Source organism: Pseudomonas sp. AKS31 (genome assembly GCF_023634765.1).
Lineage (GTDB): Bacteria > Pseudomonadota > Gammaproteobacteria > Pseudomonadales > Pseudomonadaceae > Aquipseudomonas.
In genome coordinates, this window is the sequence record NZ_JAMLFX010000016.1 from 31689 (window position 1) to 45871 (window position 14183).

General features: G+C 59.6%; 14 protein-coding genes. 3 read left to right on the forward strand and 11 right to left on the reverse strand.

Going from position 1 to position 14183, the window contains the following annotated elements; genetic code table 11:
* Positions 1 to 47: 47 nt before the first annotated feature.
* The 5 genes from M9827_RS25025 to leuS form a co-directional block, all read right to left on the reverse strand.
* A complete protein-coding gene (locus M9827_RS25025) occupies positions 48 to 1370 on the reverse strand; it encodes a lytic murein transglycosylase (RefSeq protein ID WP_250607773.1) in 1323 nt (440 codons plus the stop codon).
* Positions 1371 to 1430: 60 nt separating this feature from the next.
* Positions 1431 to 1595 carry an alternative ribosome rescue factor ArfA gene (gene arfA, locus M9827_RS25030; RefSeq protein ID WP_053124158.1) on the reverse strand — a complete coding sequence of 55 codons (165 nt, stop codon included), beginning with the start codon at positions 1593 to 1595 and terminating at the stop codon, positions 1431 to 1433.
* A gap of 174 nt (positions 1596 to 1769) precedes the next feature.
* A complete protein-coding gene (holA, locus tag M9827_RS25035) occupies positions 1770 to 2807 on the reverse strand; it encodes a DNA polymerase III subunit delta (protein WP_250607774.1) in 1038 nt (345 codons plus the stop codon).
* Positions 2808 to 2846: 39 nt separating this feature from the next.
* Positions 2847 to 3452 carry an LPS-assembly lipoprotein LptE gene (locus tag M9827_RS25040; protein ID WP_250607776.1) on the reverse strand — a complete coding sequence of 202 codons (606 nt, stop codon included), beginning with the start codon at positions 3450 to 3452 and terminating at the stop codon, positions 2847 to 2849.
* A gap of 87 nt (positions 3453 to 3539) precedes the next feature.
* Positions 3540 to 6146: a leucine--tRNA ligase gene (gene leuS / locus M9827_RS25045; RefSeq protein WP_250607778.1), complete on the reverse strand. Its 2607-nt coding sequence runs from the start codon at positions 6144 to 6146 to the stop codon at positions 3540 to 3542.
* 255 nt (positions 6147 to 6401) lie between these two features.
* On the opposite strand from leuS, the gene M9827_RS25050 reads away from it, so the two are divergent.
* The gene (locus M9827_RS25050; protein ID WP_250607781.1) at positions 6402 to 6725 is read left to right on the forward strand and encodes a hypothetical protein; all 324 of its coding nucleotides are present in this window, start codon (positions 6402 to 6404) and stop codon (positions 6723 to 6725) included.
* 104 nt (positions 6726 to 6829) lie between these two features.
* Positions 6830 to 7591, forward strand: a complete 762-nt coding sequence (locus M9827_RS25055; protein WP_250607784.1) for a YdcF family protein — start codon at positions 6830 to 6832, stop codon at positions 7589 to 7591.
* Between the two features lie 86 nt (positions 7592 to 7677).
* On the opposite strand, the gene lnt is transcribed toward M9827_RS25055, so the two are convergent.
* The 5 genes from lnt to miaB all read right to left on the reverse strand — a co-directional run bounded on the left by lnt (position 7678) and on the right by miaB (position 13052).
* Positions 7678 to 9201 (reverse strand): apolipoprotein N-acyltransferase, encoded by a 1524-nt coding sequence (gene lnt / locus M9827_RS25060; RefSeq protein WP_250607787.1) that lies wholly within the window; start codon positions 9199 to 9201, stop codon positions 7678 to 7680.
* Positions 9202 to 9215: 14 nt separating this feature from the next.
* On the reverse strand, positions 9216 to 10055 hold the full coding sequence (locus M9827_RS25065; protein WP_007909641.1) for a CorC family transporter: 840 nt from the start codon (positions 10053 to 10055) through the stop codon (positions 9216 to 9218).
* A gap of 5 nt (positions 10056 to 10060) precedes the next feature.
* Complete coding sequence (gene ybeY, locus M9827_RS25070) at positions 10061 to 10555, reverse strand: rRNA maturation RNase YbeY (RefSeq protein WP_250607789.1); 495 nt, start codon at positions 10553 to 10555, stop codon at positions 10061 to 10063.
* Entirely contained in the window at positions 10548 to 11546 is a 999-nt protein-coding gene (locus tag M9827_RS25075; protein WP_250607791.1) for a PhoH family protein, read from the reverse strand. The genes ybeY and M9827_RS25075 overlap by 8 nt, the downstream gene beginning before the upstream one ends.
* A 177-nt stretch (positions 11547 to 11723) precedes the next feature.
* Complete coding sequence (gene miaB / locus M9827_RS25080) at positions 11724 to 13052, reverse strand: tRNA (N6-isopentenyl adenosine(37)-C2)-methylthiotransferase MiaB (protein ID WP_064589373.1); 1329 nt, start codon at positions 13050 to 13052, stop codon at positions 11724 to 11726.
* Between the two features lie 133 nt (positions 13053 to 13185).
* Here miaB and M9827_RS25085 point away from each other — a divergent pair, with 133 nt between their 5' ends.
* Positions 13186 to 13515, forward strand: a complete 330-nt coding sequence (locus M9827_RS25085; RefSeq protein ID WP_003185742.1) for a DUF1820 family protein — start codon at positions 13186 to 13188, stop codon at positions 13513 to 13515.
* A gap of 54 nt (positions 13516 to 13569) precedes the next feature.
* On the opposite strand, the gene M9827_RS25090 is transcribed toward M9827_RS25085, so the two are convergent.
* On the reverse strand, positions 13570 to 14124 hold the full coding sequence (locus M9827_RS25090; protein WP_250607793.1) for a tetratricopeptide repeat protein: 555 nt from the start codon (positions 14122 to 14124) through the stop codon (positions 13570 to 13572).
* Positions 14125 to 14183: the final 59 nt, after the last annotated feature.

A 14183-nucleotide genomic window follows, 5' to 3' on the forward strand; every position in this document is an offset into this window, starting at 1 on the left:
TTTGCCCTGTAGGAGCTGCCGAAGGCTGCGATCTTTTGATTTTTACTTTATTGATTGCGCAGGCTTTCCAGCAGCTTATGCGTCGGATAACCATCCGCCGGCCAGCCAAGTGACTGCTGGGCACTGCGAATCGCCTTGCGCGTATTCGCGCCGATAATCCCGTCCGCCGTGCCCGCATCGTAATTGCGCGCACTCAGCAGGGTTTGCAACTCGATACGCTCGGTACGGCTCAGCGGCAGGTCATCTTTCGGCCAGCTGCCGTTGATCAGGCCACCACCGTTGAAGCGCTCCGACAACAGACCGATAGCCAAGGCATATGATGAGGAGTTGTTGTACCTGAGGATCGCCCGAAAGTTGTCGAAGATCAGGAACGCCGGGCCACGATAGCCCGCCGGCAGCAACAGGGCAGCAGACAATTGCTCCGAACCGGCTGGCACCTGAGCGCCGTTTGGCAGGGTTACGCCCAACTGACGCCATTCAGCGACGCTCTTGCGAATAGCACCGTCCGCCAGCGTGTAGTTGAACGTGCTCGGCAGCTCTACTTCAAAACCCCAGGGTTGACCACGTTGCCAGCCGGAGCTTTGCAGGTAATGTGCAGTCGAGGCCAGGGCATCAGCAGGGCTGCCCCAGATATCGCGGCGGCCATCGCCGTCAAAATCCACGGCATGGGTGTGGTAGTTGGTCGGAATGAACTGGGTCTGCCCCATGGCGCCAGCCCACGAGCCGAGCATTTTCTCCGGCGTGATATCACCCTGTTGCAGGATCTGCAGCGCCGCGATCAGTTGTGCATGGGCAAACCCCGGGCGGCGGCCTTCATAAGCGAGGGTGGCCAGCGAGTTGATCACTGACTTGCTGCCCTGGAACTGGCCAAAGTTGCTTTCCATGCCCCATACCGACACCAGTGCCCGACGGTCAACACCATAACGCTGCTCGATGACTTGCAAAATATCGGCGTACTGGCTGATCAGCGCCTGACCTTTACGCACACGCAGTGGCGAGATTGCGCCGTCAAGGTATTCCCACACTGGGCGGGAAAACTCCGGCTGGCTGCGGTCGGCCCGAATCACGCTGGCATCGAAACTGACATTGGCAAAGGCGCGATCGAACACGTCGGGGTGAATCCCGGCGGCCAAGGCATCCTTGCGGAAGCCTGCCTGCCATTCGGCAAAGGTCTGGGTAGGCTGAAGATCAAGAGAGTCAGCGGACGGCACTACCGGCGGGATAATCGCTGGGGCCGTGGCGACAGGCGCTGCTTGAAGGGTTTGCGCATCGGCGGCGGTCGGTTTTTCCGCGCAGGCGACAAGCAGAATGAAGCTGGAGGCAGCGATCAATTGGCGAACAGGCCAACGACGGGAAAGACTTAGGGGCATGCACAGTTCCAGGAAAACGAATCAGGTGCAGACCTTAACATGAGCGGGGGGTACTGCGCTTCAAGCAGCCAGAAAGTAAGAAGCCTCCCAGCTGTCAGACTGGAAGGCTTCGCGGCGGTAGCTGCCTTTACCCTTGGTTGGTCGTTCCTGGCGACTGCGGAACAGGGGCTGGGCGACGATGGATTTGGCCTTGTTGGGGCCATGTTTCGCTGGCTTTTTGCTCATGAGGGTTCTCTCGATGGGGTGGTTTTGCGGGGGAAATAATCTGCCTATGTTGGGTGTCTGTCTATAGGGCAAATGCAGGTGTTTTTGTAGGAAAACAAGATCAAAAGATCGCAGCGTGCCGCAGTTCCTACAGGGATCAGTGTAGGAGCTGCCGAAGGCTGCGATCTTTTGAGCTTATTCGGCAGGCAATGACAGACGCTGGCCAGACATCAACAGCGCCAAGCGACTCAGGCTCATCCAGGGTGAGCCGGCCGCCTGGCCCTTGATCTGCGCATCAATACGCTGCGCCTCAAGCAACAACTGCGCCCAGCGTTGCGCCGAATAGCGTTGCAACGCTTTGCTCATCAGGGGTTTGCGCTTGTCCCAGACCGGCGGTTTCGCCTGGCTGAAGCACTTGTCCAGCGGCGTGCCCTGACTGTATTGCAACGAGATGTTGGCCAACAGCCGCAGCTCCCGCGCCAGCGCCCAGAGAATCACCGGTGGTTCGACACCTTCACCGCGCAAGCCTTCAAGCATGCGCAAGGCGTGCGCCGGTTCGCCGTTGAGCACGGCATCGGTCAGGCCGAACACATCGAAGCGGGCACTGTCGGCCACGGCGGCCTGCACGGTTTCGACGGTGATCTGCCCGCCTTCTGCCATCAATTTGAGCTTCTCGATTTCCTGCGCGGCGGCGAGCAGGTTGCCCTCGACGCGCGCGGCAATCAGTTCGACCGCGTCCTGACTGGCGGACAAACCGGCCTGAGACAAGCGCTGACGAATCCAGCTCGGCAACTGATTGGCGTCCACCGGCCAGATCTGGATGAACTGGGTCTGCTGGCCTTCCACCAGCGCCTTGCCCCACTTGGTCTTCTGCGCGCTGCCATCGAGCTTGGGCAGGCTGACCAGAAGAACCGTGTCTTCAGCGGGACGCGAGCAGTATTCGATAAGCGCCGCAGCCCCTTTGTCACCGGGTTTGCCCGAAGGCAGGCGCAGCTCCAGCAGGCGTTTTTCCGCGAACAGCGACATGCTGGCGCCGGCTTGCAGCAACGTGCCCCAATCGAAATTGGCGTCAGCGGCAAAGACCTGGCGTTCGTCAAAACCTTGCTGGCGGGCAGCACTGCGGATGGCGTCGGCGGCTTCCTGGCACAGTAGCGGGTCATCGCCGCTGATGATGTAGACAGGGCCGAGAGCGCCTTGCAGGTGTTTTGCGAGTTGAGCGGGTGCGAGCTTCATAAGAAAGGTCGAACGGGGCGCCTGAGCGCCCCGAACGTCTTACTGCTGCGGTACTTCGAGCGGCGACTGGCGCGGGGTTTCCGCTTCAGCTTTTTGCGCCGCTTCGAGCGCGTCGGCTTCTGCCTTGGCGCGGTTATTGGCAGCTTGCTGCAGTTGCTCCAGTTGACCTGGGGTCAGCTGTTGCAGACGCAGCATCATGCGTTGAACCAGCTCGCGACGCATTTCACGACGGGCGTCGTTGGCTTCCTGATCCGAGCCCACGAGGTTGTTACCGTCGTGGATAAACACCTTTTGCACTTCAAGCTTGTCATTCAGCAGTTGCAGGTTCTTGTCACCACGGATCTCGTAGTTCAGGACAGTGTTGACCTGATATTCGCCTGTACGGCCGGCGCCGGCATAGCTGAGGATGCGCTGGCTTTCCTGCTCGTCAGCCAGGAACAGCTTGTATGGCGCGCCGCTGTAAACCTTGACGCCGCTCGACTCCAGTACCTGACGCAGTTGCGTCACAGTCTCGCCGTAGGCGTTGCGGGCGCTCAGATCAAGTTCCTTGATCGTCAGTTCGTTGGTGCCGGTGCCGCGCAGCTGGAAACCGCAGGCGCTCAACAGAACGGCGAGGCCCATCACCAGCAGATTGCGTTTGATCATTGTGTTGCTCCCCTTGAAACCACGTGGGCCGACTGTACGACCCGAAAGGTTTTACTTGGCGCCAGGCGAACCTGACGCCCGATCCAATTAGCTGGCGACGATGTTGACCAGTTTCCCCGGTACAACGATCACTTTGCGAATCGTCAGGCCGTCGACGAAACGCAGGACGTTTTCGTTGGCGCGAGCTGCCGCTTCCACTTCTTCACGCGTTGCACTGGCCGGCATTTCGATCTGGCCGCGCAGTTTGCCGTTGACCTGGATAACCAGGGTCAGGCTGTCCTGCACCAAAGCGCTTTCATCCACTGCTGGCCAACCAGCGTCGATAACGGCGTCGGCGTGGCCCAGCTTGTTCCACAGTTCGTGGCTGATGTGCGGCGTGATAGGCGCCAGCAACAGCGTCACGGCTTCCAGACCTTCGTGAATCAGTGCGCGATCCTGCTCGGTCGCTTGCGCGGCTTTTTCCAGCACGTTCATCAGCGTCATCACCTGGGCGATGGCGGTGTTGAATTTGTGGTTCTGGCCGACGTCGTGGCTGGCTTGCTTGATGGCCACGTGAATGGCGCGGCGCACGGCTTTCTGTTCGTCGTTCAGGCTGGCGATGTCCAGTTTGCCAGGCAGACCCTGACTAACGTGGGCTTGCGCCAGGCGCCAGACGCGCTTGAGGAAGCGGTGCGAACCTTCGACGCCGGAGTCGGACCATTCGGCGCTCATGTCGGGCGGCGAAGCGAACATCATGAACAGGCGGCAGGTATCGGCGCCGAACTGATCGATCATCGATTGTGGGTCAACGCCGTTGTTCTTCGACTTGGCCATCTTCTCGGTGCCACCGATTTCCACCGGCAGGCCGTCGGATTTCAGCTTGGCGCTGATCACCTTGGCTTTGCTGTCACGCTCAAGTTCTACGTCTGCGGGGTTGAACCAGGTGTAGGCACCATTGGCTTCGCGACGGTAGTAGGTTTCGGCGATCACCATGCCTTGGGTCAGCAGGTTCTTGAACGGCTCGTTGGAGCTGACCAGGCCTTCGTCACGCATCAGCTTGTGGAAGAAGCGCGCGTAGAGCAGGTGCAGAATCGCGTGTTCGATACCGCCGATGTACTGATCGACCGGCAGCCAGTGGTCGGCGGCGGATTTTTCCACCAGGCCACCTTCAAAGTGCGGCGAGGCGTAGCGGGCGTAGTACCACGACGACTCGACGAAGGTGTCCATGGTGTCAGTTTCACGCTTGGCAGGCTGGCCGCATTTCGGGCAAGCGCACTCGTAAAACTCGGGCATGCGTGCCAGCGGCGAACCGGCGCCGTCCGGCACCACGTCTTCCGGCAGAACGACAGGCAGTTGATCTTCCGGTACCGGCACGTCACCGCAGGCATCGCAGTGGATGATCGGGATCGGGCAGCCCCAGTAGCGCTGACGGCTGATGCCCCAGTCGCGCAGGCGGAACTGGGTGCGCGAGGCGCCCAGTTCTTTCTTGATCAGGGCCACTTCCATGGCGTCGAACGCGCCGGCGAAGTCGAGACCGTCGAATTCACCGGAGTTGATCAGCGTGCCGTGTTCGCCGTAGGCGTCTTGCCACGGGGCCGGGTTGGTGTCGCCGGAGCTGGTGCGCACCACCGATTTAACCGGCAGGTTGTACTTATGAGCGAATTCGAAATCGCGCTCGTCGTGCGCCGGTACTGCCATTACAGCGCCATCGCCGTAGTGCATCAGTACGTAGTTGGCGACCCATACCGGCAGTTTTTCACCGGTCAGCGGGTGCTCGACGAACAGGCCGGTCGGCAGGCCTTTCTTCTCTTGTGTGGCGACATCGGCTTCAGCCACGCTGCCGCCCTTGCATTCAGCGATGAACGCTTGCAGCTCGGTGTTGTTTTTCGCTGCCAGGGTGGCCAGTGGGTGCTCGGCAGCCACGGCGACATAGGTCGCGCCCATCAGGGTGTCCGGACGGGTGGTGAAGACTTTCAGGGTCCCGGCTTCGCCGATCGAGTCGACGTTGTACGGGAACTGCACTTCCATGCCACGGGATTTGCCGATCCAGTTACGCTGCATGGTCTTGACCTGTTCAGGCCAGCCAGTCAGCTCGTCGAGGCTCTCCAGCAGCTCATCCGCGTAAGCGGTGATCTTGAAGTAGTACATCGGGATTTCGCGCTTTTCGATCAGCGCGCCGGAACGCCAGCCGCGACCGTCGATCACCTGTTCGTTAGCCAGAACGGTCTGGTCGATCGGGTCCCAGTTCACGGTGCCGTTTTTACGGTAGATCACGCCTTTTTCGAACAGGCGAGTGAACAGCCATTGTTCCCAGCGGTAGTAATCCGGCTTGCAGGTGGTCACTTCGCGCGACCAGTCGACCGCCAGACCCAGGCTACGCAGCTGGGTTTTCATGTAGGCGATGTTTTCGTAGGTCCACTTGGCCGGCGCGACGTTGTTCTTCATCGCGGCGTTTTCCGCCGGCATGCCGAATGCGTCCCAACCCATCGGTTGCAGAACGTTCTTGCCGAGCATGCGCTGGTAGCGGGAGATCACGTCGCCGATGGTGTAGTTGCGCACGTGCCCCATGTGTAGCTTGCCGCTGGGGTAAGGGAACATCGACAGGCAGTAGTAGGTTTCCTTGCCTGGCTGTTCACTGACTTCAAAGGACTTTTGCTCGTCCCAGAATGATTGGGCGGCGGCTTCGATTTCACGGGGCTGATATTGTTCGTGCATGGCTACTTTTGTACTGGATAGGGGTGGCCTAATCCTCTTCAACGCAGGTGCCGGGGTTGGCCCGGACGAGCTGGAAGTGGAATTACAGGAAGCGCCGTAGCATACATGACCGCGCTCGGCCTAGGGAAACCCTGATTACAGCTGTTTGCCCCGGCAAATCCGTGGCGAGGGCCGTTGGTCGCGGCGTGCAGCCGGTTTGTACAGCGAAGCTAAGCTCTTAATGGGGAGTGAGTCTTATCTTCAATGAGGTGAGGGATGGTGGAGCAACGGCAAAAAAACGTGACGAAACCCGAGTTGTACGAAAGGTTGATCGATCGTCTGGGTGTGGCCCTGGACGCTGTAAAAACCGCTGACCGGCTGCGCGACGAGCGCCCCCTGGAACTGGAATTGCGTGGCTTGAGCCCCGCCGAGTTCAAACTGGTCAAGGCCTATCTGGATCGCAGTGAACGTGAAACGCACGGTTGCTTGTCACAGGCAGTGAAGCAACTCGATGCAACACATTCGGCCAAGGTCATCTGGCTCAAGGACAAGGCACCCGGCAGAGACACCGTCAAGGTTCGCTCTGTGCAGGCCAAGTAAGCGCATGGCAGGTCAAGAACCGGATCTTTTTCAACAGGATCCCACCTATTGGTTGTAACGCTTTATTAACACTCTTAGGCTTCGGGCATCTGTGGAGATGCTCGATGCCTTTTCGTTATTTCATCAAACAACTTTTATTGCCGCCCGGCATTCTTTTACTGCTGTTGCTGGCTGCGTGGTGGCTGCGCCGCTCGCGGCCGCGACTAGCGGGCGTGTGTTTTGCCCTTGGCTTTGGCGGCCTGTGGCTGATGAGCCTGCCGGTGGTCGTGCAGGGGGGCGCCAAAGCACTTGAGCGCGAACCACCGCTGGCCCGTGAAGAATGGGCGACGCTGGCGCAACGGGCCGATGCGATCGTAGTGCTGGGTTCCGGTCGCGAGCGCGGTGATCTGGCCTGGGGAGAGGATCAGCCGACCGGTGTGGGGCTTGAGCGTCAGCGGTATGCGGCACGGCTGGCGAAGGCATCCGGTTTGCCGATTCTGACCACGGGTGGCTTGCATTACGGTACGCCGCCGACCGAGGCGAAGTTGATGGCGGATTCGCTGCGCGACGATTTCGGTGTGACTGTGCGTTGGCAAGAAGGTGAGAGCCGTACCACGTGGGAAAACGCCAAGTTTACCGCCGATATCTTGTTGCCGCAGGGGATCAAGCGCGTGGTGGTCGTGACACAGGCCTGGCACATGCCGCGCTCGGTGTGGAGTTTTCAACAGGCGGGTTTTGAGGTGGTGCCAGCGCCGGTCGGGTTTCTGGGCACCGATAACGCAAGGCCGTTTGGTGGCTGGCTGCCGGAGTTCAAGTCGATCTGGCAGAGCGGGCAATTATTGAATGAGGCGGTTGGGCAGGTGGGGTATTCGCTGTTTTACCGCTGAAGATCAAAAGATCGCAGCCTGCGGCAGCTCCTACAGGGAAAATACAAATTCTGTGTAGGAGCTGCTGCAGGCTGCGATCTTTTGCTTTAGAGGGTTTTTGACATCCGGCTAGCCATCAGTGCCCAGCCAAACAACAGCACGCACAGGATGATCAATGGCCACGAGCGCCATTGCAGGTACGGCGTCAGGTTGTGCATCGGCACCACTTCACCGTACAGAATGCCCTGTTCAAACTGCGGGATCTGTTCGGTGATCTGCCCGAACGGGTTGATCAGTCCGGTCACACCATTGTTGGTCGCGCGGATCATCCAGCGTCCGGCCTCAAGCGCACGCATCTGCGCCATCTGCAGATGTTGCAGCGGGCCAATCGAGGTGCCGAACCAGGTGTCGTTGCTGATCGTCAGCAGCAAATCGCTGCGCGCTGACAAGCTGGCGGCAAACTCTGGATACACCACTTCGTAGCAGATGAACGGTGCGATCTGATAACCCTTGGCCTGCAACAACGCCTGATCGGCCGGGCCACGGGCGAAGTCGGACATTGGCAGGTCGAAGAAGGCGATCAGCCCGCGCAATACATCCTGCAACGGCACGTATTCACCGAACGGCACCAGTTTCTGCTTCAGGTAGGTGCCATCGCCTTCGCCGACCACGGTGATGCCATTGAAGAAGCGTCTTTCGCCGTGCACCGTCTGGCGGATCGGCACCCCCGTGATCAACGCCGATTTACGCTCGGCGGCGAAGGTGCCCATCATGTTCAGGTAGCCTTCGGCGGACTCCTTGAGCACTGGCACGGCGGTTTCCGGCCAGATCAACAGGTCCACCGGTTTCGAACGGAAGCTCAGATCGCGGTACAGCGCCAGTTGCGCATTGAGTTCGGCCGGGTCCCATTTCATGCTTTGCGCGACGTTGCCTTGAATCGCGGCAACGCTCAGTGGTGCGCCGGACGGGCTGGTCCAGGCGTGGCCCTTGAGCACAATGCCAGCCAGCCATGGCCCCACCAACAGCACCAGACCGGCAGCGACAAAACCTTTGCGGCCGGTTTGCAGCAGGCGTGGCGCGTTGTAGATCAGTGCTGCGGTCAATGCCAGCACGAACGACACCAGCCACATGCCACCGACTGGCGCGAGCCCGGCCAACGGGCCGTCGAGCTGGCTGTAGCCCGAGTACAACCACGGAAAGCCAGTGAGGAACCAGCCGCGAAACGCTTCCTGACCGACCCACAACGCGGCAAACGCCAGCGCGTCGGCCAGCGGAGCCTCGTTGCGGCGCAACCAGCGCGCCCAGACCCACCCGGGCAGGGCGAAGAAAAACGCGATCGCTGCGGTAAACAACAACATCAGGAAACCGGCCAACAGCACCGAGGCACCACCGAAATGGTGGATGCTGTAATAGATCCAGCTGGTGCCGGCACCGAACAGGCCGAAACCGAAGCACCAGCCACGGCCCAGCGCCTGACGCGGGCTCAGCTCGCGCAAACCGGCATAGAACAAGCCGACCGCCAGCAGAGCCAGCGGCCAGATGTTGAACGGCGCGAGAGCGAAGGTGGTGATTGCACCGGCCGCCACGGCCAGCAGATTACCGGGCCAGCCGGGGCGGGTTGTCCAGCGCATTTCAGTCCTTAGAATTAACGAGCAATTGGCGTCAGTCGCAGCAAATGAATCCGACGGCTGTCGGCGTTCAGAATGCGGAAACGATAGGCGCCGATTTCAGTGATTTCGTTGCGTTTTGGCAAGTGCCCGAACGCGCTCATCACCAGGCCGCCGACCGTGTCGAACTCGTCGTCGGAGAATTCGCTGTCGAAGAACTCGTTGAAGTTCTCGATCGGCGTCAGGGCCTTGATCAGGAAGTCACCGCTGGGCAGCGGCTTGATGTAGCTGTCTTCTTCGACGTCGTGCTCGTCTTCGATATCGCCGACGATCTGTTCCAGCACGTCTTCGATGGTCACCAGACCGGCCACGCCGCCGTATTCGTCAATGACGATGGCCATGTGGTTGTGGTTGGCGCGGAACTCGCGCAGCAACACGTTCAGACGCTTGGACTCCGGCACGAAGGTAGCCGGGCGCAGCAGATCCTTGATGTTGAAGCTGTCGCCGTTCTCTTTGAGGATCAGCGGCAGCAGATCCTTGGCCAGCAGCACACCCATCACGTCGTCATGACTTTCGCCGATGACCGGATAGCGCGAGTGGGCCGAGTCGACCACGGCCGGGAGGAATTCACGGGGAGTCTGGGTCGCCTTGATGCTGATCATCTGCGAACGCGGCACCATGATGTCGCGAACTTGCAGGTCAGCCACCTGAATGGCGCCTTCGACGATGGCCAGCGCTTCACTGTCCAGCAGTTTGTTCTGATGTGCATCACGCAGCAGCTCAAGCAGCTCCTGGCGGTTCTTCGGCTCGTGGGCAAAAGCCTGGGTCAGTTTACCCAGCCATGACTTTTGCCCGTTGCTCGATCGATCTTCGCTCATAGCGATTACTCTGAATCCTTTGTTGTAACGATAGGGGATGTTTCGGGTTCGTCGTCCGCGTACGGATCGGGATAACCCAATTCGCCAAGCAACTCGCGTTCCAGTGCTTCCATTTCTTCGGCTTCTTCGTCATCTATATGGTCGTAACCAAGCAGATGCAAGCAGCCGTGAATGACCAGATGTGCCCAGTGGGCCTTTAGTTCCTTGCCTTGTTCGGCGGCTTCGCGCTCAACCACGGCCACGCAGATCACCAGATCGCCGAGCAGCGGGATATCGAGAAACTCGTCGGGCACGTCAGCCGGGAACGACAGGACATTGGTCGCGTAATCCTTCTGGCGCCAGGTGTGATTGAGCTCACGGCCTTCTTCCTCGTCGACCAGACGAATGGTCATTTCCGAGTCAGCGGTGCGCTGGCGCAGAGCCAGTTCGCACCACAGGCGGAAGTCGGCTTCACTCGGCGCAGACGCTTCGGTCGCGATTTGCAGATCCAGCTCAAGCATCGCGCGAGGTTTCCTTGGGTGCTTCGTCACGGTTTTCGAAGCGCTCGTAGGCTTCGACGATCCGCTGTACCAGAGGATGGCGCACGACGTCTTTAGGCTGGAAGTGCGTGAAGCTGATGCCCGGCACGTCTTTGAGGACTTCGATCACATGGTGCAGGCCCGACTTGGTGCCACGCGGCAGGTCGACCTGGGTGATGTCGCCGGTAATGACTGCAGTGGAACCGAAGCCGATCCGGGTCAGGAACATTTTCATCTGTTCGACGGTGGTGTTCTGGCTTTCGTCGAGAATGATGAAGCTGTTGTTCAGCGTACGACCGCGCATGTAGGCCAGCGGCGCAACTTCGATCACTTGACGTTCGATCAGCTTGGCCACGTATTCGAAGCCGAGCATTTCGTAGAGTGCGTCATAGAGCGGGCGCAGGTACGGGTCGATCTTCTGCGACAGATCGCCGGGCAGGAAACCGAGCTTTTCACCCGCCTCAACCGCCGGGCGCACCAGCAGGATGCGGCGGATCTGCTCGCGCTCCAGTGCATCGACCGCGCAGGCCACGGCCAGATAGGTCTTGCCGGTACCGGCCGGGCCTATGCCGAAATTGATGTCGTTACCGAGTATTTCCTTCACGTAGCGCAACTGATTCAAGCCGCGAGGGCGAATCATGCCTTTTTTGGTGCGCAGGGCGACGGAGGCTTCCGCGGGAGCGTGGTTGTCCAGCTCGACGACGGCTGATTCCTGCAGAAACAGGTGAACCATATCTGGCGACAACTCCGTACCCTTGGTTTCGCGGTACAGGCGGCGAATCAGATTTTCCGCAGACGTGGTGTGCTTGGAGTCGCCGATCAGCTCGAACTGGTTTCCGCGGTTGCGGATCTCGATGCTCAGGCGCTGTTCGATCAAGCGCAAATGCTCGTCGAATTGCCCGCACAGATTGGCGAAGCGATGAGCCTCAAAGGGCTCGAGAATAAAACGATGTGGTTCTATGGGAGCGTTCAAGGTCGTATTTAGCCGCCCTGGGGCAATTGAGATGAAATCAAGGATAACGCCAGAGGCTTGGGTGCGAAAGCTCTTAAATATTCTTGGCGTCGAGACCGTCAATATCGCAGCCTTCGGCAGCTCCTACAGGGGAATGTAATCCATGCAGGAGCTGCCGAAGGCTGCGATCTTTTGCATTTATTGGATCAGCGAGCCGCGCAGCGAGTGCGGTTGCGCCGCGTCGATGTGCACGTCGGCGAACTGGCCAATCAGGGTCGGATTATCGCAGCGGAAATTGACGATACGATTATTCTCGGTGCGCCCTTGCAGTTCGCCCGGGTCTTTCTTCGAGTAATCGGTGACCAGAATGCGCTGGATCGAACCGACCATTTGTCGGCTGATCTCGAAACCTTGCTGGTTCAGGCGATGTTGCAAGGCATTCAGGCGTTCTTTCTTCAGCTCTTCCGGGGTGTCGTCGGCCAGATCGGCCGCCGGCGTGCCCGGGCGCTGGCTGTAAACGAAGGAATAGGAGAAGTCGAAACCGACATCGGCAATCAGCTTCATGGTCTGTTCGAAGTCTTTCTCGGTCTCGCCGGGGAAGCCGACGATGAAGTCAGAGCTGATGCAGATGCCCGGTACAGCGGCGCGCAGTTTGCGCAGCTTGGACTTGTATTCCAGCGCGGTGTGGTTGCGCTTCATCGCCGCCAGAATCCGGTCCGAACCCGATTGCACCGGCAAGTGCAGGTGTTTCACCAGCTCCGGCACTTCGGCATGGGCCTGGATCAGGCTGTCGGAGAACTCCAGCGGGTGCGAAGTGGTGTAGCGGATGCGGTCGATACCATCGACGGCAGCGACAACGCGGATCAGCTCCGCCAGATCGGCCAAGCGACCATCGTGGGTGGTGCCGCGATAGCCGTTGACGTTCTGCCCCAGCAGGGTCACTTCACGCACGCCGTTTTCGGCGAGGTGGATGATCTCGGCGATCACGTCGTCGAACGGCCGGCTGACTTCTTCGCCACGGGTGTAAGGCACCACGCAGAACGTGCAGTACTTGCTGCAACCTTCCATTACCGATACATAAGCACTCGGGCCGTCGATGCGTGGCTCGGGCAAATGGTCGAATTTTTCGATTTCCGGGAACGACACGTCGACTTGCGGCAGCTTGCTGCTGCGCGCGGCGTCGATCATTTCCGGCAGACGGTGCAGGGTCTGCGGACCGAAGACCACGTCGACGTACGGTGCGCGATCACGGATCGCCGCGCCTTCCTGGCTGGCCACGCAACCGCCGACGGCGATCACCATGTCCGGGTTGGCCAGTTTCAGTTCGCGCCAGCGACCCAGTTGCGAGTACACCCGGTCCTGAGCGCGCTCGCGGATCGAGCAGGTGTTGAGCAGAATCACGTCGGCGTCTTCCGCGCGCGCGGTGACTTCCAGGGCCTGATGTTCACCCAGCAGATCGACCATGCGCGAGCTGTCGTACTCGTTCATCTGGCAACCGTGGGTTTCGATGTAAAGCTTCTTGGCCATGGATTAGGGTCATCACGTGATTCAAAGAACCGCGCATTATAGGGAACAAGCCCTCAGGTTCCTACCGCTGCGCGTCCGGTGGCTATGCTATAGTTTGCGCCCTCATTTTTATCCCCGATGTTATCCCCCCGCCATGACCAAACGCGAAGCTCCAATCTATAAGGTGATTTTCCTCAACCAGGGCCAGGTGTTCGAAATGTACGCCAAGCAGATCTATCAAAGTGATCTGTGGGGTTTTCTGGAAGTGGAAGAGTTCGTCTTTGGCGAGCGCACGCAAGTGGTCGTCGACCCGAGCGAAGAAAAGCTCAAGGCGCAGTTCGAAGGCGTGGTGCGCAGCTTTGTGCCGATGCATTCGATCGTGCGCATCGACGAGGTGGAACGTCTGGGCACGCCGAAAATCAGCGAAGCCCGCGGCGCGGTCGGCAATGTGATGCCGTTTCCGATGCCGATGCCTGAGAAGTAACAGCAGATTCTGGATGCTGATCATTCCCACGCAGAGCGTGGGAACGATCGCTGATCAGGGAAGAGGCGAGAACGGCGTACGCCCATCGGCGCTCTGCAGTTCCATCAGGTATTTACGGAAAATTTGCCCGAGCACCTGGGTCGCGGTTTCGAGATCTTCGCGGGACATTTTTTCGGCGACTTCGTCGGCCGTGTCCAGTGCATCTTCGGCACCGTTGACCGCAGCCATCTTCAGCACGATATACGCCTGGATATTGTTGGCCTGCACGCCTTCACCGTGGAAGAACATGGTGCCGAGTTTGAATTGCGCCTGAGCGTGGCCTTGCAGCGAGGCTTTTTCGAAATAGCTCAGGGCTTGATTGAGGTCGCGCGGCGCGTTCTTGCCGTCGTAGTAGAACTCACCCAACTCGTATTGCGCTTGTGCATCCCCTTCGTCCGCCGCTTTCTGGCAGGCGGCCAGTGCCTGCGTGACGTCTTGCGGCTGAGTATTGAGGGTGCAACGACCCATCGCCGGGATCAACAACGAGTTGCCGCCTGCTTGTGCATGCGCGAGCAGGGGCTGAAGGAGCAACAGGCAGCCCAAGGCAAGGGTGCGGCCGGTGCGGTTCATGGGAATCGACTTACCTCTGAAGGGCACGCGGACCCATCGAGGGATCCAATAAGCGCGCA

Coding starts and splice junctions, on each gene's coding strand:
- M9827_RS25025 (WP_250607773.1), bottom strand. CDS start 1,370: ATGCCCCTAAGTCTTTCCCGTCGTTGGCCTGTTCGCCAATTGATCGCT.
- arfA (WP_053124158.1), bottom strand. CDS start 1,595: ATGAGCAAAAAGCCAGCGAAACATGGCCCCAACAAGGCCAAATCCATC.
- holA (WP_250607774.1), bottom strand. CDS start 2,807: ATGAAGCTCGCACCCGCTCAACTCGCAAAACACCTGCAAGGCGCTCTC.
- M9827_RS25040 (WP_250607776.1), bottom strand. CDS start 3,452: ATGATCAAACGCAATCTGCTGGTGATGGGCCTCGCCGTTCTGTTGAGC.
- leuS (WP_250607778.1), bottom strand. CDS start 6,146: ATGCACGAACAATATCAGCCCCGTGAAATCGAAGCCGCCGCCCAATCA.
- M9827_RS25050 (WP_250607781.1), top strand. CDS start 6,402: ATGGTGGAGCAACGGCAAAAAAACGTGACGAAACCCGAGTTGTACGAA.
- M9827_RS25055 (WP_250607784.1), top strand. CDS start 6,830: ATGCCTTTTCGTTATTTCATCAAACAACTTTTATTGCCGCCCGGCATT.
- lnt (WP_250607787.1), bottom strand. CDS start 9,201: ATGCGCTGGACAACCCGCCCCGGCTGGCCCGGTAATCTGCTGGCCGTG.
- M9827_RS25065 (WP_007909641.1), bottom strand. CDS start 10,055: ATGAGCGAAGATCGATCGAGCAACGGGCAAAAGTCATGGCTGGGTAAA.
- ybeY (WP_250607789.1), bottom strand. CDS start 10,555: ATGCTTGAGCTGGATCTGCAAATCGCGACCGAAGCGTCTGCGCCGAGT.
- miaB (WP_064589373.1), bottom strand. CDS start 13,052: ATGGCCAAGAAGCTTTACATCGAAACCCACGGTTGCCAGATGAACGAG.
- M9827_RS25085 (WP_003185742.1), top strand. CDS start 13,186: ATGACCAAACGCGAAGCTCCAATCTATAAGGTGATTTTCCTCAACCAG.
- M9827_RS25090 (WP_250607793.1), bottom strand. CDS start 14,124: ATGAACCGCACCGGCCGCACCCTTGCCTTGGGCTGCCTGTTGCTCCTT.